The sequence below is a fragment of the Microbulbifer maximicatervae (SeqCode) genome (genome assembly GCF_052467615.1).
In genome coordinates this window covers 2303307-2329655 of record NZ_CP174319.1, presented here as the reverse complement: position 1 = coordinate 2329655, position 26349 = coordinate 2303307, and the positions used below count along the sequence as shown (strand labels likewise).

General features: G+C 51.6%; 22 protein-coding genes. 15 read left to right on the top strand and 7 right to left on the bottom strand.

All coding sequences use genetic code 11. The features are described from left to right. Positions 1 to 35: 35 nt before the first annotated feature. Positions 36 to 638: a pseudouridine synthase gene (locus ACJJIM_RS10410; RefSeq protein ID WP_444913222.1), complete on the bottom strand. Its 603-nt coding sequence runs from the start codon at positions 636 to 638 to the stop codon at positions 36 to 38. A 149-nt stretch (positions 639 to 787) separates the two neighbouring features. Between ACJJIM_RS10410 and icd the strand changes: the two genes are divergently transcribed. Next, entirely contained in the window at positions 788 to 2038 is a 1251-nt protein-coding gene (gene icd / locus ACJJIM_RS10405; RefSeq protein ID WP_020415259.1) for an NADP-dependent isocitrate dehydrogenase, read from the top strand. Positions 2039 to 2142: 104 nt separating this feature from the next. Here icd and cspD read toward each other — a convergent pair whose 3' ends face one another. Continuing rightward, positions 2143 to 2442, bottom strand: coding sequence for a cold shock domain-containing protein CspD (gene cspD, locus ACJJIM_RS10400; protein WP_413662225.1), 300 nt, complete (start codon positions 2440 to 2442; stop codon positions 2143 to 2145). Positions 2443 to 2707: 265 nt separating this feature from the next. On the opposite strand from cspD, the gene clpS reads away from it, so the two are divergent. Together clpS and clpA are read left to right on the top strand one after the other, a co-directional pair. Further along, positions 2708 to 3088, top strand: a complete 381-nt coding sequence (clpS, locus tag ACJJIM_RS10395) for an ATP-dependent Clp protease adapter ClpS (protein WP_413662224.1) — start codon at positions 2708 to 2710, stop codon at positions 3086 to 3088. A gap of 134 nt (positions 3089 to 3222) precedes the next feature. After that, a complete protein-coding gene (gene clpA / locus ACJJIM_RS10390) occupies positions 3223 to 5502 on the top strand; it encodes an ATP-dependent Clp protease ATP-binding subunit ClpA (RefSeq protein ID WP_413662223.1) in 2280 nt (759 codons plus the stop codon). Positions 5503 to 5598: 96 nt separating this feature from the next. Here clpA and infA read toward each other — a convergent pair whose 3' ends face one another. From infA to trxB, 4 genes are all read right to left on the bottom strand, one after another. Next, positions 5599 to 5817: a translation initiation factor IF-1 gene (gene infA / locus ACJJIM_RS10385; RefSeq protein WP_010130378.1), complete on the bottom strand. Its 219-nt coding sequence runs from the start codon at positions 5815 to 5817 to the stop codon at positions 5599 to 5601. A 125-nt stretch (positions 5818 to 5942) separates the two neighbouring features. Further along, complete coding sequence (locus ACJJIM_RS10380; RefSeq protein WP_413662222.1) at positions 5943 to 6662, bottom strand: arginyltransferase; 720 nt, start codon at positions 6660 to 6662, stop codon at positions 5943 to 5945. Beyond that, complete coding sequence (gene aat, locus ACJJIM_RS10375; protein WP_444894753.1) at positions 6655 to 7347, bottom strand: leucyl/phenylalanyl-tRNA--protein transferase; 693 nt, start codon at positions 7345 to 7347, stop codon at positions 6655 to 6657. The genes ACJJIM_RS10380 and aat overlap by 8 nt, the downstream gene beginning before the upstream one ends. An 88-nt stretch (positions 7348 to 7435) precedes the next feature. Continuing rightward, positions 7436 to 8383, bottom strand: coding sequence for a thioredoxin-disulfide reductase (trxB, locus tag ACJJIM_RS10370; protein WP_444913221.1), 948 nt, complete (start codon positions 8381 to 8383; stop codon positions 7436 to 7438). 410 nt (positions 8384 to 8793) lie between these two features. On the opposite strand from trxB, the gene ACJJIM_RS10365 reads away from it, so the two are divergent. The 8 genes from ACJJIM_RS10365 (at position 8794) to ACJJIM_RS10330 (ending at position 17999) form a co-directional block, all read left to right on the top strand. Further along, positions 8794 to 9849 carry a methyltransferase domain-containing protein gene (locus tag ACJJIM_RS10365; protein ID WP_444913220.1) on the top strand — a complete coding sequence of 352 codons (1056 nt, stop codon included), beginning with the start codon at positions 8794 to 8796 and terminating at the stop codon, positions 9847 to 9849. Positions 9850 to 10075: 226 nt separating this feature from the next. Then, positions 10076 to 12418, top strand: a complete 2343-nt coding sequence (locus ACJJIM_RS10360) for a DNA translocase FtsK (RefSeq protein ID WP_444897513.1) — start codon at positions 10076 to 10078, stop codon at positions 12416 to 12418. A gap of 93 nt (positions 12419 to 12511) precedes the next feature. Further along, the gene (gene lolA, locus ACJJIM_RS10355; protein ID WP_444913219.1) at positions 12512 to 13123 is read left to right on the top strand and encodes an outer membrane lipoprotein chaperone LolA; all 612 of its coding nucleotides are present in this window, start codon (positions 12512 to 12514) and stop codon (positions 13121 to 13123) included. Continuing rightward, positions 13116 to 14459, top strand: coding sequence for a replication-associated recombination protein A (locus tag ACJJIM_RS10350; protein WP_444913218.1), 1344 nt, complete (start codon positions 13116 to 13118; stop codon positions 14457 to 14459). Before lolA ends, ACJJIM_RS10350 begins: the two co-directional genes overlap by 8 nt. A gap of 19 nt (positions 14460 to 14478) precedes the next feature. Beyond that, positions 14479 to 14853, top strand: a complete 375-nt coding sequence (gene crcB / locus ACJJIM_RS10345; RefSeq protein ID WP_282933067.1) for a fluoride efflux transporter CrcB — start codon at positions 14479 to 14481, stop codon at positions 14851 to 14853. A gap of 47 nt (positions 14854 to 14900) precedes the next feature. Next, positions 14901 to 16184: a serine--tRNA ligase gene (serS, locus tag ACJJIM_RS10340; protein WP_413662218.1), complete on the top strand. Its 1284-nt coding sequence runs from the start codon at positions 14901 to 14903 to the stop codon at positions 16182 to 16184. 92 nt (positions 16185 to 16276) lie between these two features. Further along, positions 16277 to 17671, top strand: coding sequence for a siroheme synthase CysG (gene cysG / locus ACJJIM_RS10335; RefSeq protein WP_444913217.1), 1395 nt, complete (start codon positions 16277 to 16279; stop codon positions 17669 to 17671). A gap of 64 nt (positions 17672 to 17735) precedes the next feature. Further along, positions 17736 to 17999, top strand: a complete 264-nt coding sequence (locus ACJJIM_RS10330; RefSeq protein ID WP_413662216.1) for a hypothetical protein — start codon at positions 17736 to 17738, stop codon at positions 17997 to 17999. Between the two features lie 22 nt (positions 18000 to 18021). Here the strand turns inward: ACJJIM_RS10330 and ACJJIM_RS10325 are convergent, their stop codons facing one another. Continuing rightward, entirely contained in the window at positions 18022 to 20349 is a 2328-nt protein-coding gene (locus tag ACJJIM_RS10325) for a penicillin acylase family protein (RefSeq protein ID WP_413662215.1), read from the bottom strand. Positions 20350 to 20674: 325 nt separating this feature from the next. Here ACJJIM_RS10325 and ACJJIM_RS10320 point away from each other — a divergent pair, with 325 nt between their 5' ends. From ACJJIM_RS10320 to ACJJIM_RS10305, 4 genes are all read left to right on the top strand, one after another. Further along, positions 20675 to 23224 (top strand): TonB-dependent receptor, encoded by a 2550-nt coding sequence (locus ACJJIM_RS10320; RefSeq protein ID WP_413662214.1) that lies wholly within the window; start codon positions 20675 to 20677, stop codon positions 23222 to 23224. A gap of 362 nt (positions 23225 to 23586) precedes the next feature. Then, entirely contained in the window at positions 23587 to 24891 is a 1305-nt protein-coding gene (gene egtB / locus ACJJIM_RS10315; RefSeq protein WP_413662213.1) for an ergothioneine biosynthesis protein EgtB, read from the top strand. 2 nt (positions 24892 to 24893) lie between these two features. Continuing rightward, on the top strand, positions 24894 to 25862 hold the full coding sequence (gene egtD, locus ACJJIM_RS10310; RefSeq protein WP_413662212.1) for an L-histidine N(alpha)-methyltransferase: 969 nt from the start codon (positions 24894 to 24896) through the stop codon (positions 25860 to 25862). Further along, a complete protein-coding gene (locus ACJJIM_RS10305; protein WP_444913216.1) occupies positions 25846 to 26340 on the top strand; it encodes a DUF411 domain-containing protein in 495 nt (164 codons plus the stop codon). The genes egtD and ACJJIM_RS10305 overlap by 17 nt, the downstream gene beginning before the upstream one ends. Positions 26341 to 26349: the final 9 nt, after the last annotated feature.

The following is a 26349-nucleotide window of genomic DNA, read 5'->3' as shown; positions in this document are numbered from 1 at the left end:
GTTTGACCAAGACCGCTTTGATCTTCCGTTATAGATTATCGCTTTCGGCGCGGTCGATTGCGGTTGTTTGCCGGCTTTGTTCGGGGCTTGGGAGCGCTAAAAACCTCTTCCGTTCGATACTCGCCAGGCTTTAATGAGTCGAGCTTCCAGCTGCCTATCGCCACCCGGATTAGCCGCAGGGTAGGGAAGCCTACCGCCGCAGTCATCCGCCTTACCTGGCGATTCCGCCCCTCGGAGATAGCCAGCTCCAGCCAGCTGGTTGGGATCGATTTGCGTTCGCGAATTGGCGGCGTGCGGGGCCAGGGCTCCATATCAGGCAGGCGCTTGGCCTTGGCAGGTGCGGTTCGGCCATCCTTCAGGTCGACCCCTTGCCTGAGCATATAAAGGGCATCATCAGTAATTTCACCCTCCACCTGGGCCCAATAGGTTTTGGGCATTTTCCGCTTGGGGTGACTGATTTGATGTTGTAGCGCTCCATCATCAGTCAGTAGTAGTAATCCTTCAGAATCGTAGTCCAGGCGGCCCGCCGCATAGAATCCCTTGTGCCGGATAAAGTTAGCCAAAGTGGCGCGATCCTGATCATCTGTAAATTGGCTTAATACGCCAAAAGGCTTGTTGAGGAGAATAATCTTTGCCATAAGAAAAATTGAGTATTGTAATCCAACTACAAAAATTAGCCGAGGCTGCTATAATCCCGCCGTTTTTCATCCCCGCCCTAAGGTCCCGGGGGAGCGGTGCAAGCAACGCTGGACCTAAAAAGTCATAGAATTTTGGGAGTTTACGCAATATGGGTCATATCCAAGTGCCGGCAGACGGCGAAAAAGTTACAGTCAATTCCGACGGTTCGCTGAATGTTCCGAATCGCCCGGTTATTCCTTTCATCGAGGGTGACGGCATCGGTGTGGATATCACTCCGGTAATGCGCAAGGTGATCGACGCGTCTGTAGAAAAAGCTTTCGGCGGCGAGAAGAAAATCGAGTGGATGGAAATCTACTGCGGTGAGAAAGCGGCAGAAACTTACGCTGGCGACTGGTTCCCGGCTGAAACTCTGGAAGCAATCAAAGACTACGTTGTTAGCATCAAAGGCCCCCTGACCACTCCAGTAGGCGGCGGCTTCCGTTCCCTGAACGTAGCCCTGCGTCAGGAGCTGGATCTGTACGTATGTCAGCGCCCGGTGCGCTGGTTCAGCGGTGTACCTTCTCCGGTTAAAGAGCCGAACAAGGTAGACATGGTTATCTTCCGTGAAAATTCCGAAGATATCTACGCTGGTATCGAGTGGAAAGCTGACACTGACGAAGCTAAGAAAGTTATCAAGTTCCTGCAGGACGAGATGGGTGTTAAGAAGATCCGTTTCCCTGAGAACTGTGGTATCGGTGTTAAGCCGGTTTCTGCAGAAGGTACCAAGCGTCTCGTGCGCAAGGCTATCCAGTACGCTGTGGACCAGGATCGCGATTCTGTAACCCTGGTACACAAAGGCAACATCATGAAGTTCACCGAAGGTGCCTTCGCTGATTGGGGTTACGAGCTGGCTCGCGACGAGTTTGGCGCTCAGCCACTGGACGGCGGCCCCTGGCACAGCTTCAAGAACCCGAAGACTGGCAAGGAAATCGTTGTTAAGGACGTAATTGCTGACGCTATGCTGCAGCAGATCCTGCTTCGTCCGGCTGAGTACGACGTAATTGCTACCCTGAACCTGAACGGCGACTACCTGTCTGACGCACTGGCTGCACAGGTTGGTGGTATCGGTATCGCTCCGGGCGCAAACCTGTCCGACGACGTTGCCCTGTTCGAAGCAACCCACGGTACTGCGCCTAAGTACGCTGGCCAGGACAAGGTTAACCCGGGCTCCCTGATTCTTTCCGCTGAGATGATGCTGCGTCACCTGGGCTGGAACGAAGCTGCTGACCTGGTAATCAAGGGTATGGAAGGGGCTATCGAAGCCAAAACCGTAACCTACGATTTCGAGCGTCTGATGGACGGTGCTGAGCTGAAGTCCTGTTCTGCGTTTGGTGACGAAGTTATCAAGCACATGGCTTAAGCTACATCCGTGAGGCCGGGCTGGCTTTAAGTTGGCCCGAGCCCCATGAAAAAAGCCCTTCACATTGGTGAAAGGCTTTTTTATTGTCTGTTTGCTGGGCTCGCTTAGCCGACAGCTTCCGCTTCCTTCTCCCGCGACTTTTCTGTGTGTACTGCATCAGATTCGCTTTTGCTCGAAGTGTTGGGTGAAGTGGTTTCGGAGGTCAATGCGGAGATATTTGCAGCGTGGTAGCCCTTGTCTCCTCGAATAATATCGAAGGTGACTTGCTGGCCGGCCTTCAGGGTTCGGTAGCCTTCCATCTGAATTGCGGAATAGTGCGCGAACAGATCCTCCCCTCCCTCATCTGCAAGAATAAACCCATATCCCTTAGCGTTGTTGAACCACTTTACAGTACCGGTAGGCATAACGATTCCCTCTAATTGCCTGAGTGGCCCCTGGCCACCTTACAGAGTTTTTATATTTATTTGACCTGCTGGTTAGTCGGCTGCGATCCTATCTGCGACTAACGTTTGATGTAGCGGTCACTACCTCTTGTAGTCAACAGCTGGGGGATTGTCAAGGTTCCCCGCTGACCGCTGTGTCAAAGGTCAAATAAGGTTACAATGTCACGTCATTGAAGGTTGCATTGGGTGCAATTTTCAGGCTCGATAGAATTCATTGATGATTGTTATGAGTACTTCGCGAATCATTAAACTAAGCTCCAGTGACTCCGATGGAGACAACCCGTACTTCGATGATTTCGATGGTGGGTTGGCCCTTGAGGAGGCGCCGCCGCAGCTGAAGCGGCCGCCGATGTATAAAGTCGTTATGCTCAATGATGACTACACCCCCATGGATTTTGTTGTTGAGACTTTGGAGTTGTTTTTTTCAGTAAACCGGGAGCGCGCCACACAGTTAATGTTGCAGGTTCACACACGGGGAAAAGCAGTGTGTGGTGTCTATACTCGGGATATAGCGGAGACAAAGGCCGCACAGGTCAATCAGTTCGCTCAAGAGAATGAGCATCCCCTGTTATGTGAAATTGAAGCGGACGAAAGCAAAGAGGATTGATTCTGACAAAAACTGCTTTGAACAAAGGGTCCCGTCACCTGAAGGGAATCAGCCAGGATATAAACGCCGGCGAAGGGTGCGCGCCTACCAGCGGAGTCGGCGGGAAATATTGGCGATTAGGGTTTGAGGTTTAGATGCTCAGCAAGGACTTAGAGGTAACGCTTAATCTAGCGTTCAAAGGTGCTCGAGCGAAACGGCATGAATTCATGACCGTTGAGCACCTATTGCTGGCGCTCTTGGATAACGAATCCGCAGCAGATGTTCTACATGCGTGCGGGGCGGATTTAAGTGCATTGCGCCGTGAACTCCTGGAGTTTGTGGACTCCACAACACCGTTGATCCCGGAGGCCGATACAGATCGAGAAACCCAGCCGACATTGGGTTTTCAGAGGGTCCTGCAGAGGGCCGTATTCCATGTCCAGTCATCCGGTAAAAAGGAAGTTACAGGGGCTAATGTCCTGGTCGCCATTTTCTGTGAGCAGGAGAGCCAGGCTGTTTACTACTTGAAGCAGCAGAGTGTTGCCCGGATAGACGTAGTTAACTACATCACCCACGGAATTTCCCGCGTTGGCTCCAGTGGTAATAATCACCATCACGGTTCCGATACTGCACCTGAGCAGGTAGATGAGGAAATTAGTGGGGGCGCTGAGCCAGGTGGTTCCGACCCCCTGGAAAGCTACGCCACCAACCTCAATCAAGAGGCAATTCTTGGCCGTATTGATCCGCTTGTGGGGCGTGCACCTGAGGTGGAGCGTGTCACGCAGGTTCTCGCTCGTCGCCGCAAGAACAATCCACTGTTGGTGGGTGAGTCCGGTGTCGGCAAGACGGCAATTGCTGAGGGCTTGGCACGGCGTATTGTCGATGAGGATATCCCCGAACCTTTGAAAGAGAGCACTATTTACTCTCTGGATCTTGGCTCCCTACTGGCTGGGACCAAGTATCGCGGTGATTTTGAGAAGCGCTTTAAGGCGCTGCTGGCGGAACTCAAGAAGCGTGAGCACGCGGTACTGTTTATTGATGAGATCCACACCATCATCGGGGCCGGCGCCGCTTCAGGAGGCGTCATGGATGCCTCCAACCTGCTTAAGCCGCTACTTTCCAGCGGTCAATTGCGCTGCATAGGCTCCACTACTTTTACTGAATATCGCGGTATCTTTGAAAAAGATCGCGCGCTGTCGCGCCGTTTTCAAAAGATCGATGTCAGTGAGCCCTCAGTGGAAGAGACCGTGCAAATATTGCAGGGGCTCAGAAGCTGCTTTGAGGATCACCACAAGGTCCGCTTTACCGATGGAGCTTTGGATGCTGCTGCGCAGCTATCCAGTCGTCACATCACCGAGCGATTCCTCCCAGATAAGGCCATTGATGTAATCGATGAAGCGGGAGCCTACCAATCTTTGCTGCCTGAAGAGGACCGCAAAGAGGTTATTGGGGTTTGTGAGATTGAGATGGTTATCGCCAAGATGGCGAGAATACCTGCCAAGAGCGTGTCTGCTTCTGACAAGGAGCAGTTATCACGCCTGGATGACAACCTCAAAATGGTGGTGTTTGGGCAGGACAGCGCGATTGATGCCCTGGGTACTGCGATTAAGCTGAGTCGCGCCGGCCTGGGTTCTGAAGAGAAACCCATCGGCTCCTTCCTATTTTCGGGCCCCACCGGAGTCGGCAAGACAGAGCTCTGCCGCCAATTGGCGAAGGTGATGGGTATCGAGCTGATTCGCTTCGATATGTCTGAGTATATGGAGCGCCATACGGTTTCCCGCCTGATCGGCGCGCCCCCTGGGTATGTAGGTTTTGACCAGGGTGGTTTACTGACAGACTCGGTAACCAAGCACCCTCACAGTGTTGTGCTGCTCGATGAAATTGAGAAAGCACACCCCGAAGTATTCAATCTGCTTTTGCAGGTGATGGATCACGGTACCCTAACTGATAACAACGGCCGCAAAGCGGACTTCCGCAATGTCATCCTGATTATGACAACCAATGCGGGCGCTGAGGTGATGAGCCGTCGTTCAATTGGTTTCTCCCATCAAGATCACTCCACCGATGGAATGGAGGAGATCAAGAAGATGTTTACCCCGGAGTTCCGCAATCGCCTCGATAATATTATTCAATTCCGCTCTCTGCCTCTGGATGTCGTGAAGACGGTGGTGGATAAGTTTATCGTTGAGTTGCAGGCCCAGTTGGATGACTCCAAGGTGACACTGGTTGTAGATGATGAGGCTCGAGAGTGGTTGGCGGTGCGGGGTTATGACGAGAAGATGGGTGCGAGGCCTATGTCCCGTCTGATTCGCGACAAGCTGCGCAAGCCTCTGGCAGAAGCCGTGCTCTTTGGTGAGTTGGCAGAAGAGGGTGGGCGTGTTTGCGTCACTATTGAAGATGATGAGCTGGCGATTAAAACGGCGGTGCCCGCCTAAAGTAAATTAGCTTCAGCCAAGCAATAAAAAAGCCACCGAGAGGTGGCTTTTTTATTTCAGGTCAAATTGCCTTGCGGAATTTGGCCTCTGAGCGAATTAGCGCGCGCGGTACGTAATGCGGCCCTTGCTCAGGTCGTATGGAGTCAGCTCCACTTTCACCTTGTCGCCGGTGAGAATGCGAATGTAGTTTTTACGCATCTTTCCAGAGATATGCGCAATTACCACGTGTCCGTTTTCCAGCTTTACGCGGAAAGTGGTGTTCGGCAGGGTGTCGATCACCTCGCCTTCCATTTCAATATAATCGTCTTTTGCCATGCGGCAGCAACCTTACAATAACTTGATCAGACCTTTACCCCGGAGGCTCTTTGGCCTAGCCGCGGCTTGACGGGCGAGCATTTTGCACGAAAAGGCAAGATAGAGCAAAGGGAGAGTGTGTTGAACTAGAGCGATTTAAGGCTCCAGCGGTTTTCTTTTAACATTTCGATGGGGCGAAATTGGCTTTTATAGGCCATTTTGTGGCACTTCTCAATCCAGTACCCCAGGTAGAGATTAGGTAGTCCCAAGCGCCGGGCCCATTCGATCTGGTAGAGGATGCAGTAACTGCCCAGGCTCCGTTTGTCCTCATCGGGATCGAAGAAAGTATAGATCGCCGATAACCCGGCAGTCAGGATATCTGTTACAGCCACTGCCACCAACTTGCCGCGGGCTCTCAGCTCAATATAGCGAGTAGACCCCCAAGCCTGACTCAGGAAGCTGCGGTATTGTTCCCGGCTGGGCGGGTACATCTCCCCATCGGCGTGGCGCTGCTCGATATAGCGGGCGTAGAGTTCGTAATGCTCATCTGTATCGATGGACTCGATATGGAATATGTCCAGGTCCTTGTTGCGCTTCCAGCAGCGTCTCTGGTTGCGGTCGGGGACAAACAGGCTCACAGGTACGCGAGCCGGTATACAGGCGCGACAGGTCGCGCACTGGGGGCGATAGAGGTAGGCACCACTGCGCCGGAATCCCAGCTCTGACAGGCGGTTGTACAGACGCTGATCCACTTCTGTTTGTGGATCGACAAACACCGTTGTTGCCTCCCGATCCGGCAGGTAACCGCAGGGGTGGGGCAGGGTGGCCAACAGGCGCACTGAATCCAGCTGAGAGTATTTACCCATAAGTCCACGAAAGCTTCCAGGGCTGCGGGAAAGGCGGCTGCTTAACGCCGTCTGCCAGCAGTTGTTCGAAATCCTTACGACACATTTCCACTGCCCCAAGGCTGCTGAGATGAGGATTGCTCACCTGGCAGTCGATCAGTGGGCAGCCCCACAATTCTAATTGCCGAACGAGGTGGACAAAAGCGACTTTTGAAGCGTCTGTCTCCCGGTGAAACATCGACTCCCCAAAGAACACTCGCCCCAGCGCAATACCATAGAGTCCGCCAACGAGTCGACCGTCGCGCCAAACCTCCACAGAGTGGGCAAATCCCTGATGGTGCATGTCGATATAGGCGTCGCACATCTCATCGGTGATCCATGTGCCGGTTTCATCCGCCCGGGGGGCACGGCAGGCCTCAATTACCTCGGGAAAGGCTTGGTCGAAGGTGACCGAAAAGGTTCCTCGGCGCAATACTTTGCGCAAAGTGCGGCCAATACGAAAGTTTTGCGGGATAACCACGCAGCGAGGGGAGGGGCTCCACCACAAGATCGGCTGGTCATCTGAATACCAGGGGAAGACCCCTCTTTGATAGGCTTCAACCAGCCACTCGGGAGTCAGACCTCCTCCGGCTGCCAGCAAGCCATTGGGGTCATCCAGTGCGAATTCAGTTGGGGGAAAGTCTACAACGGTGTGGTCGAGCCACATCAGGCGGCTTTGGGTGTTCCCTGCCACGATCTGACTCCTGTCGGTAGAGGGGGATACCGGGCAGAAAAGCTCTGCCCGGGGATTTGACTTACTTCTCGGCGTCGAGGAAGCGCTCGGCGTCCAGGGCGGCCATACAGCCGGTACCCGCAGAAGTTACCGCCTGGCGGTAAATATGGTCGGATACGTCACCTGCGGCAAATACACCGGGAACAGAAGTCTGGGTGGCATTGCCGTTCAGGCCGCTCTCCACAATGAGGTAACCACCATTCATTTCAAGCTGGCCTTGAAAGATACCGGTATTCGGTTTGTGACCGATAGCAATAAACACACCGGAAACGTCCAGCTCTGTAGTGGTGTCGTCCTGGGTGTTGCGTAGGCGAAGCCCAGTTACACCGTTGTCGTCACCGAGCACTTCGTCCAGGGTGTTGTGCCAGCAGACATTGATATTGCCGTTTTCCACTTTATCCATCAGACGGTCCTGAAGGATTTTTTCTGCGCGAAGCTCGTCGCGGCGGTGAATCAGGGTCACTTCACTGGCGATATTGGAGAGGTACAGGGCCTCTTCTACGGCGGTGTTGCCACCACCGACAACAGCAACTTTCTGGTCGCGATAGAAGAATCCGTCACAGGTCGCACAGGCGCTGACACCGCGCCCCTGGAAGGCTTCCTCAGAAGGTAGGCCCAGGTACTGAGCTGAGGCACCAGTGGCGATAATCAGCGAGTCACAGGTGTAAGTTTCGTTACCTTTCAAGGTGAAAGGGCGCTGTTTCAGATCAACAGATTCGATGTGATCGAAGATGATTTCTGTCTCGAAGCGCTCTGCGTGCTGCTGCATTTGCACCATCAGGTCCGGACCTTGAAGCTCCGGAATGCCGCCCGGCCAGTTCTCGACTTCAGTGGTGGTGGTCAGCTGCCCACCCTGTTGCATACCCGTGATAACAACCGGGTTCAGGTTTGCCCGTGCAGCGTAGATAGCCGCGGTGTAGCCGGCTGGGCCTGAGCCTAGGATGATCAGTCGATGATGGTTATTGCTCATGAAGTACTCTTTAAAACTCTCAATTTGCGAAGTTTACCCAATGGGCTGGGAGTCCATATGCCCGTCCATTTTTTGATCAGGCGAGACTATTAAATTGGGCGATATAATAGGCGATATTTACCATTCGGCGAAATAGTTTGCCTTAATTTGTTCGATTGATCGTACCTATTCAACTCTCTTTGACCTTGCTAGAGGTTTGGCTCAAATCGGAGTTTGCGCCATAGTTGGCCGTAAGAGCTGGAAAAATGTAAAAAAGTTCCAATCTAACGCAGCTGCTGCTGGCACTGCTAGGGGGAGAATGGGGTGTCACAAATTAGAATTACGGATTGTTAGATGTATTGAGTGTGTGAGCGTCATAGGGGCCAGTGACTTCGAGTAAGTGCCCAAACCCCAGTGGGTTGAGGATCGTTATGCGCTACAAAAGAAAGTTCATACCCTTAAACCTGAAGCGAGAGCAGTTGGGGCATCCTAAAACTTTTCTGACCCTTAGTGAGGAGGCCCAGGCTTTCGTAGCCGAAATTATCGACGATAGTTATTCGTTGCGTTTTTCCATTGATCTGGAGCCCGATGGCGATCACCGGGCAAGCTTACATGGCCCACCTCAACTGCTGGATCTATTTACCGCGCTCAACTTGCAAATACGCTGTGAAATTGTCTCTGATGGATATGGTGATACAGGAGGTGGGGCGGTTACTTGCGCGGGTGAGCCAGAAGAACTCGAGAAGTTTGCTATGGCGCTGGGCCTCAGCAATGGTTGTCGAGTTCTCGACTTGATGTGTGGCAGGGGAGTCCTGAGTAGCTACCTGCTTAAGTTTGCCAAAGCTCATGGGGTTATTATTCAATGTAGTTTGTGCGATTCCCACCCTTCGCAGCTTGAAAACCTTGACCCAAATATTCAATTGCTAGCTGCCGATATCACTATAGGTGACGGAAGAAACTTGCCATATCCCAGTGAATTATTTGATGCTGTGGCAATCAGAATGGGCCTGCACGAAGTGCCTTATAAAGATCAGCCCCTGGTTCTCCAGGAGTGTTATCGGGTTTTGAAGCCGGGAGGTCCGCTGTTGGTTTGGGACTTGATGCCGGCGTCTGCCGGGGTCCAAGATTTACTGTGTGCCCAAAAGCGAAAATTGTCAGCGCTGACACACCGTGAATCGTTGCTCTTGGATCGGTTCTTTTTGCGGGAAGACCAGTTGTTACAATTGCTCAGCGATGCAGGCTTTTCGCAAGCAGAGCGGGTATCCAGAACCTATTACCGGGATAGTACTCAAGACAAATTAAAAACAGAGTTGGGCGGGGATCAATACAAATTGGAAATTCTGAATAGTTACCTCCGCGAGAGAGTTACCCAGGCGATTATTGATGAGGTTTGCTGGGAGGATTCAGGGCAGGATATCTCGATGATGATTCCAAATTGCATCTATCGCACGTACAAACCGATAAATTTAGAAGAGAATACTGGCTAGGAAGCGCTCCAGGTTTTTCGATACTGCCGCCAAACAACAAAAAACTACTTGGTGTCAGGGATCGTAAGGCGCAATCTGAAAGCGTAGATTGTAAAATAGCCTGATTGAGTTGCTTTCTTCTGTAAGCAATACAGAATTTTGTCAGGCGGCATGGGGATTCAGGTCCCAGGTAGACACCGCCAAGTTCATGTGGACATAAAAAGTACAGCATTATTGAGGTAAGCCATTGAAGGCCGAAAGCGCAACTGAAAAAAGCCCTGCAGAGAGCAATGCATTGCCAGACTCATTGATCGCCCGACTCGTTCGCGAGGGGGCCCTGATCAGTTTGCTGGCTGGTGCCCTGTTGCTCGCCATTAGCCTGTTAAGCTTTAGCGCAGAAGATCCAGGCTGGTCGCAAACTGGCAGTACCCAACAAGTGCACAATGCCATTGGGCCAGCCGGTGCTTGGCTGGCAGATGTGTGTTTGTCTTTGCTCGGATGGATGGCTTACCTGTTCCCCTTGCTGATTGGTCTGCGGGCCTATCACATTCTTCGCGATCGCAATGCCCGCTTCCATTTGCCGCTATTTGCTTTGAGAGTATTTGGCTTGCTGCTTGTTCTTGTCAGCGGGGCGGCAATGGCGACTCTTTGTTTTGATCCCGCAGAAAACCCATTGCCGTTTACCAACGGAGGCATCATCGGCAGTGCGATGGCGTCTGCCCTGGGTTCTAGCCTCGGCTATGTAGGGGCAACCATTTTACTGCTGGCGATATTTGCTATCGGTGTCACTGTTTTTACAGGTTTGTCGTGGCTCAAATTGGCAGAGGCAATCGGCAAGAATGTGCTCGGCTTTTTTGCCTTACTGGGCAGTTTCTATCAACGCTGGCGCCAAAAGCGCAATGAGCGGAGGGTGGCCAGAGAGGCGATTGTCGTGCGCAAGGCGGCTGTGGAGGAAGAGAAACAGCGAGTTGCCAAACGAATTCCCCCGAAGATTGAGCCCACTGCCCCCAAGCCGAAGCAGAGTCCTCGGGCAGCAAAGGAAAAACAGCGAGAGCTTTTCAAGAGTGGCCCGGTTACTGGAACCCTGCCGCCGTTGGGTCTACTCGATCCAGCAGATCAAAACAAGAAGGCCGGCTTCTCCCGGGAATCCCTGGAAGCGCTGTCGCGCCTGCTGGAACTTAAGCTGAAAGACTTCGGTGTTGTTGCCGAAGTGGTCTCTGTTCTGCCGGGGCCGGTAGTAACCCGCTTTGAAATTCAGCCAGCTCCCGGTGTAAAGGTGAGCAAGATTTCCAATCTGGCAAAAGACCTGGCGCGCTCACTGGCTGTGATCAGTGTGCGTGTGGTCGAGGTAATCCCAGGCAAGTCGGTTGTGGGTATCGAAATCCCTAACGAAAATCGACAGATGGTGCGCCTCAGTGAAGTGCTGTCGGCAGATGTCTACGATAATGCCAAATCGCCGCTGACTCTGGCGCTCGGTCACGATATTTCCGGTCAGCCGGTGGTGGCTGATCTGGCCAAGATGCCTCACTTGCTGGTAGCGGGTACCACCGGTTCGGGTAAATCCGTGGGTATCAACGTTATGTTGTTGAGCCTGCTGTACAAATCCACGCCCGATGAGGTCCGCCTGATTCTGGTGGACCCAAAAATGCTGGAGCTCTCGGTGTACGAGGGCATTCCGCATTTGTTGACCCCGGTCATCACCGATATGAACGATGCCGCCAATGGTTTGCGTTGGTGTGTTGGAGAAATGGAACGCCGTTACAAGTTGATGGCGGCAATGGGGGTGAGAAACCTCGCAGGCTTTAACCGTAAAGTGAAAGAAGCGGAAGAGGCCGGGGAGCCGCTGATCGATCCTATCTGGCAGCCAGATCCCGCCTCCAGCGTGCCGGAGGATGAACAAACCGCACCGGCCCTGAAAGCACTGCCTGCCATTGTTGTCGTGATTGATGAATTTGCCGACATGATGATGATCGTCGGTAAAAAGGTCGAACAGCTGATCGCGCGAATCGCACAAAAAGCCCGTGCAGCTGGGATCCACTTACTGCTTGCAACCCAGCGTCCGTCGGTGGATGTTATTACCGGCTTGATTAAAGCTAACGTACCTACTCGAATCGGTTTCCAGGTTTCGTCCAAGGTGGATTCCCGCACAATCCTCGACCAGGGCGGTGCGGAGCAGCTGCTCGGTCATGGTGACATGTTGTACTTACCGCCTGGAAGTGGTGTTCCCGTTCGTGTCCACGGCGCTTTTGTCGACGATCACGAAGTGCATAAAGTTGTCGCGGATTGGGGCCGTCGCGGTGAGCCTGATTATATCGATGGTATTGTCGACGATAGTAATAACAGTATCCCTGTGCCTGGATTACAGTCTGAAGGCGGTGAGGATGAAGACCCTGAAGCCGATGCGCTCTACGACGAAGCCGTAGCTTTCGTCACTAAATCCCGCAAGGCGTCAATTTCCTCTGTGCAGCGTCAGCTGCGGATTGGTTACAATCGCGCGGCTCGAATTATTGACGCCATGGAGGCTGCTGGGGTGATATCTGCGGCGGGCCACAACGGCAATCGAGAGGTGCTGGCACCGCCGCCAGCCTGATAGGAGTTTGGCCCTTGGAGCAGTGGCGGGTTAAGCCTCCGTTCACTTAGTCGGGGTTAATCTTTAAGGAAATCAATACGTTGGGACTCCACTATGAAAAGAATTCTGCAGGGTCTGCTGCTTTCAATCAGTGTTACCGCCAGCGCGGCCTGGGCTGATGCCACCGATGACCTGAGCGATTTACTCAAGCCGTTGGAGGCGATTTCGGGTAATTTCAAGCAGACATTGATCGACGAGCGTGGCGAGGTCACACAAAAGAGCAATGGTAGCTTTTCTGTGCAGCGCCCGGGCAAATTGCGCTGGAAAACCGGTGAGCCTTATCCCCAGTTACTGGTGACAAACAACAAGACGCTCTGGCTGTACGATCCTGACCTGGAGCAGGTGACAATTCGCCCGGTGGATGCCCGTATAAAAGATACCCCAGCCCTATTACTGGGGGGCAAAGTAGAGGAAATTCGGGGCTCGTTTAATGTGAGCCAGAAAGAAGGGGTTTATCACTTGACCCCCAAGAACCCCTCGGCCCCTTTTAAAGCCATGGAAATTCGATTTGCCAAAAGTGGCTTGCCGTCGGCAATGACCGTGCGCGATGGTATGGGACAAACCACTGAAATTCAGTTCAGTGGTATGGAGGCGAACCCAAAATTATCCGCTTCTATATTTGATTTTAAGCCCCCGGCCGGTACTGACATTATTAAAGATGAGTGATCTGTTCGATACTCCCAAAACCCACCAACCCCTCGCGGCCCGTATGCGGCCGAATTCCCTGGCCCACTATGTGGGCCAGTCGCATTTATTGGGGGAGGGCAAACCTCTGCGGGAGGCTGTAGAGCGCGGCCAACTGCACTCAATGATTTTGTGGGGCCCACCCGGTGTGGGCAAAACCACTTTTGCGCGGTTGCTAGCTGAAGAGTGCGATGCTCGATTTGCCACACTGTCTGCGGTACTCGCCGGAGTGAAAGATATTCGCCAGGCGGTGGCCGAAGCTGAACAGCACCGGATACAGTCGGGCCGCCACACTATTTTATTTGTCGATGAAGTGCATCGATTTAATAAGGCTCAGCAAGATGCCTTCCTTCCCTATGTGGAGGAGGGCACTGTGACTTTTGTCGGAGCGACCACGGAGAACCCGGCTTTTGAGTTGAACAATGCACTTCTATCCCGGTGCCGGGTCTATCTTTTGCGCAGTATTCCCGAAGAGGAATTGTTGGGGTTGCTGCGCTACGCCCTGCAAACTGACCAGCAGTTGCGCGAGCGGAGCGTCAACATTCCCGAAGAAGTGTTGGGCAAGATTGCCCGGGCTGCCGATGGGGATGCCCGCAGTGCTTTGAACTTGCTGGAAGTGGCATGCGATCTGGCCAAAGAGGAGGCCGGGCGACTGATTGTCGATGAAGACGTGCTCGCCGAGGTGCTCAGTGCCGATGTTCGCCGTTTTGATAAAGGCGGCGATTATTTTTACGATCAAATTTCCGCCATGCATAAATCAGTGCGGGGGTCTGACCCGGATGCGGCGCTCTACTGGTTTGTGCGGATGCTGGATGGAGGTTGCGACCCGTTATATATCGCTCGCCGTGTCGTGCGTATGGCCAGTGAAGATATCGGCAATGCGGACCCGAGGGCTTTGCAGTTGTCGCTGAATGCCTGGGATGTGCAGGAGCGCCTGGGGAGTCCCGAGGGCGAGCTGGCAATTGCCCAAGCCATTACTTACCTGGCGGTTGCAGCAAAAAGCAATGCAGTTTACTCCGCTTACAATCGTGCCGTGGCGGATGTTCGTCGCGAGCCCAGTTACGAAGTGCCAGTGCATTTGCGCAATGCCCCTACCAAACTGGCAAAAAGCTTGTCCCACGGTGCGGAGTATCGCTACGCCCACGACGAACCCGATGCTTTTGCTGCGGGAGAGAATTACTTCCCCGAAGAGATTGCTGAGCGCGAGTACTACCAGCCGGTTCCCCGAGGGCTGGAGTTAAAAATTTCAGAGAAATTGCAGACTCTGCGCCGACTAAATCGCGAGAGTGGCAGGCAGCGTTACAGAAACTCTAAATAGATAGAAAGGAAACAGCTAAATGCAGTGGCTGGCAGTCGCCTTGGGCGGCGCACTTGGGGCGGTTCTTCGCCACCTGGTGAGTATCTGGAGCTTTCCGGTATTTGAGGGTCGGTTTCCGCTAGGAACCATCATTGTCAATTTAACAGGCTCTTTTTTGATCGGTATTGTTTATGTACTGATCGCTCACCGCGCCATGTTGGGGGAGGAATGGCGTCTACTGTTGATGACCGGCATGTTTGGCGCACTGACAACCTTTTCCACTTTCTCCCTCGAAAGCCTGATACTGTGGCACAATGGCCAGCCGCTGGTGGCCCTTGGCTATATTGTCGGCAGCCTTGTTGGTTGTTTGTTGGCCACCGCTGCTGCTGTCGCTTTGGCGACACGGTATTTTTAATTTAACTTCTCTGTTGTAGGAGCCTGATAACAGGCGAACTGGAAACGATGCTCGATCCCAAACTGATTCGCACGGATATGGACCAGGTGGCCGCTGCCCTGAAAAAGCGCGGTGTAGAACTGGATACTGCCAAACTTGAAGCCCTTGAAGAACGCCGCAAAGAATTGCAGGTGCGCACCGAGAGTTTGCAAAACGAGCGCAATAGCAAGTCGAAAAATATCGGCCGTGCCAAGGCGAATGGTGAAGATATTGCCCCGCTTTTGAAAGAAGTGGAGTCCCTCGGTGGTGAGTTGCAAGATGCCAAACATGCACTGACAGAATTGCAGGGAGAGCTGGATGCAATCTTGTCTGCGATTCCCAACTTGCCGGATGCCTCAGTGCCTGAAGGCGAGAGTGAAGACGATAATGTAGAGGTTCGCCGCTGGGGCCAGCCGCGTACTTTTGACTTTGAAGTTAAAGACCACGTAGACCTGGGCACACACCTTGGTGGCCTCGACTTCGAGATGGCAGTGAAGCTCACCGGCTCCCGCTTTGCGGTAATGAGCGGTGATGTTGCGCGTCTGCATCGCGCGTTGGCACAGTTTATGCTGGATACTCACACCGAAGAGCATGGTTACCAGGAAACCAATGTGCCGGTTGTTGTGAATGCTGATTCCCTGTACGGCACTTCCCAGCTGCCTAAATTTGAGGAAGACCTGTTTAAGCTCGAGGATGATCGTGGTTTCTACCTGATCCCGACTGCGGAAGTGCCCCTCACCAATATGTATCGCGATCATATTGTTGAAGACAGTGCTAGCCTGCCGCATAAATTGCTTGCTCATACTACCTGCTTCCGCTCTGAAGCTGGCTCTCACGGCCGCGACACTCGTGGCATGATTCGCCAGCACCAGTTTGAAAAGGTAGAACTGGTTTGGGTGGCGCGTCCGGATCAGTCTGAAGAGGCACTGGAAACCCTGACGCAAAATGCTGAGACCATTTTGCAGAAGCTGAACCTGCCATACCGCACAGTGATTCTCTGCGGTGGCGATATCGGTTTCTCTGCTCGAAAGACATACGATATTGAAGTTTGGATTCCGTCCCAGGATAAGTACCGCGAGATATCCTCTTGCTCCCTGGTAGGTGACTTCCAGGCGCGCCGAATGAAGGCACGCTGGCGCAACCCGGAAACCAATAAGCCCGAATTGGTGCATACACTGAATGGCTCTGGCCTTGCCGTGGGTCGTACCCTCATCGCTGTTCTGGAAAATTACCAGCGCGAGGATGGCAGTATTGAGGTGCCGGAAGTATTGCGGCCCTATATGCGAGGCCAGGAAGTGATCTCAGCTTCCTGAGCGTAGCACTCCAAAAGGGCGAGCGTAGAGTTCGCCCTTTTTTGTTTGTAGTAATGAGTTTCACTTTGCCCGCTATTTGATGGAATAAGAAGTTGCGTTATTTACCCCTCGCATTTGATGTCAAAGATCATCCCTGTTTGATTGTTGGAGGCGGCTCCATTGCCACCCGTAAAGCTCGCTTATTGCACAAAGCGGGTGCACGGATATTGGTGGTATCCCCGGAAATTACCGATGAGCTTCAGCAAATGGTGACTGATTCTGGTGGGGAATGGTTTCAATCAGTTTATTCGAGCGAGTATTTACAGAAAGCGGGGCTGGTCGTTGCTGCATCCGATAGTGAGTCCGTGAATGCACAGGTTTCAGCCGATGCCCAGGCTCAGCGCCTACCTGTCAATGCGGTGGACGCGCCAGAGTTGTGCACGTTTACTTTCCCGGCCATTGTGGAGCGGGGAGATCTATCGATCGGTATCAGTAGTGGCGGCGCGGCTCCAGTACTGGCGCGCAGAATCAGGGCTCAGCTCGAAGCTCTGCTATCGCCGGGTCTGGGACCGCTGGTGACTTTGGCGGCGCGAATGCGCGATAGGGTTAAGGCAGCGTTGCCAGAGTCTCGCCGCAAGAATTTTTGGGAGTGGGTTTTTGCCGGCCCCGTTGCCAATCGCATGGAGGCGGGGCAACCAGCAGATGCAGAGCAGGCGCTAGTGGATGCGCTACAAGACTGGCAGGGGAGCCCCAATCCGGTGGGTGAGGTTTACCTGGTGGGTGGAGGTCCGGGAGATCCAGACCTGCTGACTTTTCGCGCACTGCGCTTGATGCAGCAGGCAGATGTGGTGCTCTACGATCGGCTGGTTTCACCGGAAGTGATGGAGTTGGTGCGCCGGGATGCAGAGCGGATCTATGTAGGTAAGCGCAAGGCTTTCCACGCGGTGCCACAGGACGATATCAATCAGCTGTTGGTAGATTTGGCCAGCCAAGGTAAAAAAGTTTTGCGACTTAAGGGAGGCGATCCCTTTATTTTTGGTCGAGGCGGTGAGGAAATAGACAAGTTGTCAGAGGCGGGGATTCCCTTTCAGGTAGTGCCGGGAATCACTGCGGCCTCTGGTTGCGCCAGTTACGCCGGTATCCCACTGACTCACCGGGATCACGCTCAATCTGTGCGCTTTATTACCGGGCACCTGAAAGAGGGTGAGTTGGACCTCCCTTGGCAAGAACTTGCGGGCCCAGCACAAACCCTGGTTTTCTATATGGGGCTTACGGGGTTACAAACCATTTGTGCTGAATTGATTAAACACGGGCTCGATGCGAATACGCCGGCGGCCTTGGTTGAAAAGGGCACTACGCGAGACCAGCGAGTAGTTGTCGGTGACTTGAGCAGCTTGCCGGCCCTTGCTGAAAACAGTGAAGTTCGAGCGCCAACACTCACCATCATTGGTGGGGTAGTGAGCTTGCATGAAAAGCTTCAGTGGTATCAGCCAAATCAAGAAGATTAAGGCAGGGACCCAATGACGCCGAGAGTACCTATACTGAAAAGGTACTCTCAGAGTGGTGTTCAATATGCTGCTTGCATTTATTCGCTTTTATTGCACCAATGCTGTGCGCTTTTTTCTCCCACCGGTCCGTGAAATAGCAATTCCTGCACAGCTAGACAGTCACACCCGGCGCTACACCTACCACTACCAGCAAAAGAAGAGTTGGGTGAGAAATCTCTGGATTACATCGGCGGCACTGATGCTGTGCTTTCCAGTGCTGCCTTTCGTTGTGAGTCTTGCCTTCTTCACCGCGTTTCTGTCTTTTGCAATTCTCGATGAGACTGCCTGACTTTAGCGCCCCTGCGGTACCTCTAATTTAACGTGAGCCGGTAGCGAGGCTCGCGTTCAACAAATGATGAAGTGTTTCCCTTTACCCAATCCTGATGGCCGTTGCCGAAAAATGGTGAGAGTGGATGAGCACTCTGACCTGTGGCCATATGGAAAATACCGTCTGCATCCCGGCCCGGTGAAACCACTAAGCGCTGGGATGCGCCATGAGTGGGAGACTGGAAGCGGGGCATATGGGTATCTCCTGCGAGAGGCTCAGCAGGCATTGCCAGGAACCAGTTCAGCGGTGGTATTGCTTTGCCCAGTGGATGCTGGATCTTTGCCGTATTTTCAGCACCCCAGGATTGACGCTTAAGGGGCAGATTGCTGCGGTTCATTTTTTCCAGTACTTGATCCAGGGCGGCGAGCTTTATCGCGTTCCAGGATTCAAAATCCGGGTTGAGAAGCTGTTTTGGCTCTTGCTGAGCCATTTCCCAAAGTGGGTATTCAAATTGGCGCTTGAGTTGGCCGAAAGAAAACTTGGGCTGATAGCGGCGCATGTAAGTCAAAATGGGCGCTGTCGTAAGCTCCATCAGCTTCAGGCGATAGTTGCGAACGATGCGATAGCCCACGGAGTCGATGGCGGCTCGGCCTCCCCAATTTTGAATCTGTATATATACCTCGCGGTAGTCTTGCTGATCTTCAAGTAAGGTGAGGAGGTGTTGCTGCCACCGCTCGAGAAAAACTGCCTGATCGTCGAGCTGGATATTTAAAAGGTCCTGCTCATTGAATTTTTCTTGAGCGAAAAGCCGTTCGCGAATTTGTTGCTGACGTGCGCCGAGCGCATAGCCGTGGTTGCCCATGAGTTTGAGATAGTCCCCATCAACGATACGAGCGTTGGCACTCCAGATTCGGCCGGACTCCGGGTTATACAGGCGGGGGTGCTCCTGGGGGCTTAAATAGCCGTCCCAATAGGCACTACCATCTGCCCAGCTGATTGATCGACTGCCATCAAACCCGACTCGCTTGGGAATAGCGCCAGCCACAGTCCAACCAATATTGCCGTTACTATCGCCAACCACTAGGTTCTGGTGGGGGATGCCTATGGTGGGGCCAAGCTCCAGAGCTTCTTCGGCGGTGCGAACAACTTCCATATCAATCAAGTTCATATTGCCGCCCAGAGTGTCGTGAGCAACCCAGCGGAATGCGAGAGGAACGCCATCGTGGTTTGTACCGATAACGGGACCCCAGATAGTTGTGCGAACTTCTATGGTTTTTGGATCGCTGCCTTTGACGGCGATAGATTCTGTTTCATAGGCAAAATTCCTCCAGCCTTCAGGCGTTTTATATTGATTGCCGTCCTCGCTGAGTTCCAGTGGAATCAGGTCACTCCAGTCGCCACCGGTGTTGGTAAATCCCCAGGCAACTAATTCGTTGCTTCCGGCAACCATAATTGGGCCGCCTGGAAGGGTTACGCCACGGACAAATCGGTTGGTGCCAGGTATGCTCCAGCCTGCTCGGAACCAGATATTGGGAACACTCAGCCCGAGGTGCATATCGTTGGCAAGAATGGCTCCACCGTGCGCTGTCAAATTACCGCCGACCACCCAGTTATTACTGCCGTAAATTTTGTCATCACTCTCCATCGCCTGATAAACGATAGTGTCCTGTTCATCTAAAAGCGCAGAAATCGGCGTTTCTGGGAGGCTGACTTTTTCTCGTGCTTCGCCAAATAGTGGTGCGTCCCATCGCCCGCCTTGGGGAAAATAGAAAGCGTAGAGATCTGCTGGAAGCAATTCGGCTAAAGCGGTGTCGCGAAGTTCATAACTACCGCGTTCACTTTGTAGCGTCAGGTACATGCTGTAGATAGTTAACAGGCTGTCGGCAGAATTCCAGGGACGCGGTTCCTGACCCAATAACAAATACTCCCAGGGTTTTGCGGGAAGCTGGTTGAGGCCAAAATTAATACCGTTGATATATTGATCCAGAAGGGCCTTTTGTTCCGCCGGCATCGCAGCAATGTTTCGCTCTGCTCGCTGGCGAAATTGATGCAAACGTACCTTTTGATCGTGTTTTATAGTGGACGCGCCCAGTAATTCTGATAATTCCCCAGCAGAACTTCTCCGCAACAGATCCATTTGAAAAAAACGTTCCTGCGCGTGTAAAAAGCCCAATGCGAAGGCCGAACTGTTTCGGTTTTCAGAATGAATTAATGGCACTCCCTGTGAGTCGCGCTCGATAACAACTGGGTCTTTTAATTCACCCGTGGTAATGGTTCCATCGAGAATAGGCAAGCTCTGTCGGAGCCAGATCCAGGAGCCAATTAAAAATATAATTATCAAACCCAATAGGCTGATAATTAGTGCTGGCATATACCGCTTGAGAAATGGAAATGTTGTCATTGTGGTGGCCGCAAAATCTCTGAGTTAATGTCGGTAGCACTTTTTTGTGCAATTTTAATTTCACTCGCAAAGTTACTAAGCGATACAAAGAGTAACTTTTAGTGACAAAACCCAAGCTTTAAATTATAGGATTTTCCTGTCATTCACTGCTATTTCTCGAAGAACTGACTGGTCACAAGAAAAAAGTCATCGCAGGGTTTTCAATATGAAAACGCAACCGTAAGATGGCGTGCAATAACAAAAACAACAAGAAATCGAAAACATCAGGCTGTATAACAATAAACGCGAGGACGCGATGATGCACGATGTTGGTAGAGATGTAACAAACCGTAGATTCAATCTTTCCATTCTTTCTGGAACCATTGCTTTCCTCACCGCTGTTGGCTCTCACGTTCACGCTGCGGAAATTGAGGAGGTTGTCGTTACTGCGCAGAAGCGAGCGGAAAACCTACAAGACGTACCTATCGCGATTTCCGCCTTCACCGGGGAAAATATAAAAGAAGCCGGTGTCAAAAATTTGACTGACTTGGGGAAATATACGCCGGGCGTGGAAATGCACAATGATACCGCCCTGCAACCAACGTACAGTATTCGCGGAGTGCAAACTAATGACTGGACCATAGGCTCTGATCCAGCAGTGGCGGTCTATGTGGATGGGGTTTATACCGGCCGCAGTGCAGGTGCCGAGATACCGCTGACCGATATTGAGAGGGTTGAAGTCCTCAAAGGGCCGCAGGGTACACTATTCGGTCGCAATGCCACCGGTGGTGCGATCCACATTATTACCACCAAACCGCAGGCGGATGACTCTACGGAATTAAATCTAACAGCCGGTAATTATGGGCGCCAGTCGTCGGATCTTTTGGTTAATCGCCAAATTAGTGACAACCTGTATGGTCGTTTTTCGGCGTCGACAAATCGTCGCGATCCATTTGCCGATAATTTAGCAAATGGATTCTCTGTAGGGGATCAGGATACTCAGACCTACCGCGCCTCTGTGTTGTGGGAGCCGGCGACGGATACCGAGGTGCTGTGGCGCGCCAATTACGGGATTATGGATCAAGGCAGCGCTTTGCGAACAACCATAGTGCCCAGCCTTAAAGATGAAACGGATGTTTTTGGCGACTACGCCCTGGATACCCCGACCATTGAGGATCGTGATTCCTTTGGCACATCACTGACAATAACCAAAGATTTCGATAATTTCACTTTTACTTCGATTACTGCCTACAGCGAATTCGATGCCCACCTGCAGCAGGATGAGGATGGTACCGCCAACCCGGACTATATGTTTGGGTCAGCTAATACTGATGATCAAAGCCAGTTCTCTCAAGAGTTCCGGCTCAATGGTGCTACAGATACTATCAAATGGACTCTGGGAGCTTCTTACTCCGAAGAAGAGGTGGATCACACCACTTATGCCAATTTCACTACCGGATCGGTGGAGTCCTTTGCCGTTTATGAAGGGGTAAAGGCTGCCTATCCAGACCTGACCCAAACCGAGCAAGAGGACTTAGCGGTTATCACCCGTGCACAGCTGCAGCAGGCAGGGTTGGAGGGAATTGCTAGCGCTTCCTTTGTCTATGACCTAATGCTGCAAACAGGCCAAGTGGATGCGTTACTCGCTCAGTTAGGCGCTGCTGGTATAACCGGCGATATGCTCTATGCGGAAGATGTAGTCGGACAGATGATGGCGGGCTTCAATCCCTGGATAGCCTCGGATGCACATTGGGGGGAGAGTGTTCGCAACACAGGTGATTACCGTTCCAGTGCTATTTACGGTGATATGACCTGGAGCCTTACCGATAAGATGGACCTAACTATCGGTGCTCGTTATACCTACGATCAAAAAGATTTCACCATCCAGACGGCTTATGGCAACAGTATTCCCCTGTCACTGTCCGGCGGAGATGTGCGCTTGGTTGACGGAGATGGCAACGTAATCGGCACTGTAACCCTGCCTGAGGTCGATTTGGGGTCCCAGTTGTTTGGCATTGTGTTTTTCAATAATGGCCAGCCGGTTTTGGACTCCAAATTGAGTGATAGCTGGAGCGACCTTTCCGGTCGTATAGTGCTGGATTACCGCTGGAATGACGATGTGATGACCTATGTCTCCCTGGCGGATGGTTTTAAAGCCGGTGGATTCAATAGCCTTAACTTTGGTCCCGGGGTTGAGTCGTCTTTCGATCAGGAAGATGTTGTTAACCTGGAGGTTGGTCTTAAGAGCAGCCTGTTCGACAACCGAGTACGCTTGAATACCTCTATTTACACCTACGAATACAACAATTTGCAGGAGCTGGATCTGGTGGGTACTCCTATTCCCAGTTATAACCTGCGGAATTCGGATGCGGAGGGTACTGGGGCGGAGATCGAAGTACAGTGGGCAGTAACAGAGAGCTTGTTTGTTGCCGGTAATTACTCCTACCTGGATACAGAGTTTACTGACTACCAGATCATCGAAGCCATTGGTGAGACTGAAGAGGACTCGAAAGTAGGTCAGTCTCGGGTATCAACGCCAGAGAATAAATTCAACCTAATGGCTGAATACACAGTGGACCTTGCATCTGGCGGGGAGTTTATTTTCCGTGGCGATTACAACTGGACAGATGAGCGAATTGGTTCGATTACTGATCGGACACGTATCGTGGAAGACTATCAGTTGTTCAACCTGCGGGCAGCCTGGAACAGCCCTTCAGATAGTTATTCATTAGCGCTCTGGATACAAAATTTGACGGATGAAGAAATCGCTGGCGGCTATGGTGGTACCGGTGCAGCCATTGGTGCCAGTCCCGCTTGGCGCTTTATGCCGAGAATGTACGGTGCGGATTTAACTGTCCGATTTTAATTAACCCATGGGTTAATACGGCACAGGGATGTGCTGTTGTCGACCTTGGGAGGGTATTTAAAGGCCACAGGGGCATTGTGGGATTATTTAGAACTCCTTATTTCGACAGTAGCCTATAAAAAACGTTTAGACTGTGAAAATTGCGTCTAAATTTTGAAAGAAATAGTACATAAAACAATTTTTGCTCTATTTTATTAAGTTATTCCTGTCAGCATGACGAGAGAGTGGGCCGGTTTATCCGGCCCTTTTTTTTATTGACCCTTCAAGAGAAAAATAAACTGGCGCATATCCCCTTCTGTTGAATAGCTAGCCTCTAGGTTTACACCTAAAACTGCGTATGATGATTTCAATAGAGAAGAAATGTGTCGCAGTTGATTACTAATATGGCAATACACGTCGGTGAAGTAACTTTAGAGGAAGTACAACATCAACTTCTCAGTGATTACCAGAAAGTTCGTGCAGAGACAGAGAACCTTGCATTGCCGTTATCCCCGGAGGATATGCAGTTACAGTCTATGCCGGATGCCAGTCCTACCAAATGGCACCTAGCACATACGAGCTGGTTCTTTGAGACCTTTATCCTTGCCAACCGGTTGCGGGGATATCAAACGTTTAACCCACACTTCAACCACCTGTTCAACTCTTACTACAACAGTTTGGGTACCCCCTTTGCACGCCCTAACAGGGGGCTAATTTCGCGTCCGGATAGTGCCCAGGTTTATGAATATCGAAAGTTTATCAATGACTCCATGCACCGGTTGCTCAGTGAGTACCCGATTCCTGAAAATTTGGCCGCGTTGGTCCAGCTGGGGTTGAATCATGAGCAGCAGCACCAGGAATTGATATTGACCGATATCAAGCATGCTCTATCAACTAATCCCATGGCACCCGCTTACCGGGATATGTTTCCTGAAGATGAAGACGGGGCACTGGAACCACTGCGTTGGTTGAGCATACCCAAGGACTTCTATGGGATTGGGAGTAATGGCGATGCTTTCTGCTTTGATAATGAAGGGCCTGAGCATCAGCAGTTTATCGATGACTTTGTTATTGCCTCCCGACTGGTTACTAATGGGGAGTACCTTGAATTTATAGAGGATGGTGGCTATGAACAGCATCGTCTGTGGCTTTCGGATGGTTGGCTGCATTTGCAGAAAAATCAGCAAAAGCACCCATTCTATTGGAGGCTGAATAGTGATGGTTGGTATCAGTACTCCCTCTATGGGTTGCTACCCTTAAATCCAGCTGAGCCTGTCTGTCATCTTTCTTTTTATGAGGCAGATGCTTTCGCAACCTGGGCTGGAAAACGATTGCCTACCGAATTTGAGTGGGAGGCAGCTGCTTGCCATTTACGCCAGCCGAACCAGATGGCATCAGCTAATTTCCTGGAGAAACGTCACTTCAGGCCATTGCAGGCGCAGCGAGGACAAACGCAGTTCTTAGGGGATTTGTGGGAGTGGACTTCCAGCGCTTACTTACCTTATAGGGGCTTCAGAGCCCGGGAGGATGCAGTAGGGGAGTACAACGGAAAGTTTATGTGTAACCAAAAGGTTCTTCGCGGTGGATCTTTTGCAACCCCGGCTGACCATATCCGGATCAGTTACCGCAACTTCTTTTATCCACACCAGTCGTGGCAATTTACCGGTATCCGTTTGGCAGGAGACTAAATGTGAAAGCAGCCGTATCATCGATGCAGGAAAGTTCACAACAAGACCATGAATTTCTCAATGATGTGTTACGGGGGTTGGCCGGAGATCAGAAAACACTACCGTGTAAATACCTATACGACGAACTTGGTTCTCAGTTATTCGAGAAAATATGTGATGTAGACGATTATTATTTAACCCGTACTGAGGCTAAGATATTCAATCAGTATCTACCGGATATTGCTGAAGAAATTGGCCCAGGGGCGCTACTGGTGGAGCCCGGTGCAGGCAACTGCGAAAAAGTAGAGGGCCTACTGCATCTTTTAAAAAACCCTAGCGGATACTATCCCATCGATATTTCCCCGGAGATTCTCTATTTGGCGGGGCAACGAATTAAAAAAGGCTTACCTCATATTTCTATCTGGCCGGAAGTGGGTGACTTTACTCAAGCCGAAGTATGGGACAATCTGTCAAATATTGAGTCAAAAAAACGTGTGGTGTTTTTTCCTGGTTCGACAATTGGAAACTTTGAGCCGGATAGGGCGGAGCAGTTGCTGGAGACGTTTGCGGCGAATTTGAGAGCGGGAGACGGCCTGCTTATCGGAACTGATTTAGTTAAAGATTCCGTTGTACTGGAGAGGGCGTATCACGATAGTGAGCATATTACGGAGCAGTTTAACAAGAACCTCCTGCAACGAATTAACAGTGAGTTGGGAGGCAACTTTGATTTGTCATCTTTCTCTCATCGCGCTTTCTATCAACCATTACGACAACGCGTAGAGATGCATTTAGTTAGCCTCCGGGATCAGAGCGTCGCAATCGCCGGGGAACAGATCGTCTTTTCGGAAGGGGAGACTATTCATACCGAGAATAGCCATAAATATAAAGTGAGTAGTTTTAATACCCTGTTGATGAAAGGCGGCTTTAAACCTGTTCGCCACTGGACTGATTCCTCTGAATCTTATGCTATTCACTATGCCCAGGCTATCTAGGGAGGTTTTAGGTCTCCTTTTCTCACTGGTGATATTGGCCGCACCAGCAAGTTTTGCTGGTGCGGAGGAAAAAAAACAGTGGGATGCCGATAGTTTTATTGTGTATAAACATCCGCTTTGCTTCTGTTGTAACAAATGGGTGGATTATCTACGGGGTAACGGCATTGCCGTATCTACCAGTTCTGAGCTGAATATGGCCAAAATTCGGCAGCAATGGGGTGTTCCTCGGGGGATGGAGGGTTGCCATACGGCGGTGTGGCACAACAAATATGTTTTTGAAGGCCATGTTCCCGTCAAACATATCCTGCAATTTATTTCCTCTCCTCCAGAGGATGGAATCGGTCTATTAGTACCCGGGATGCCCGTTGGTAGCCCAGGAATGGAAGTGGATGGAAAGTTTGAACCTTACAATATTTATCTGCTGCTGGAAGGGGGAGACTATCGCCCCTTTGTCCGAGTCGAGAAGCCCCAGAGTTAGCTCTTGTTT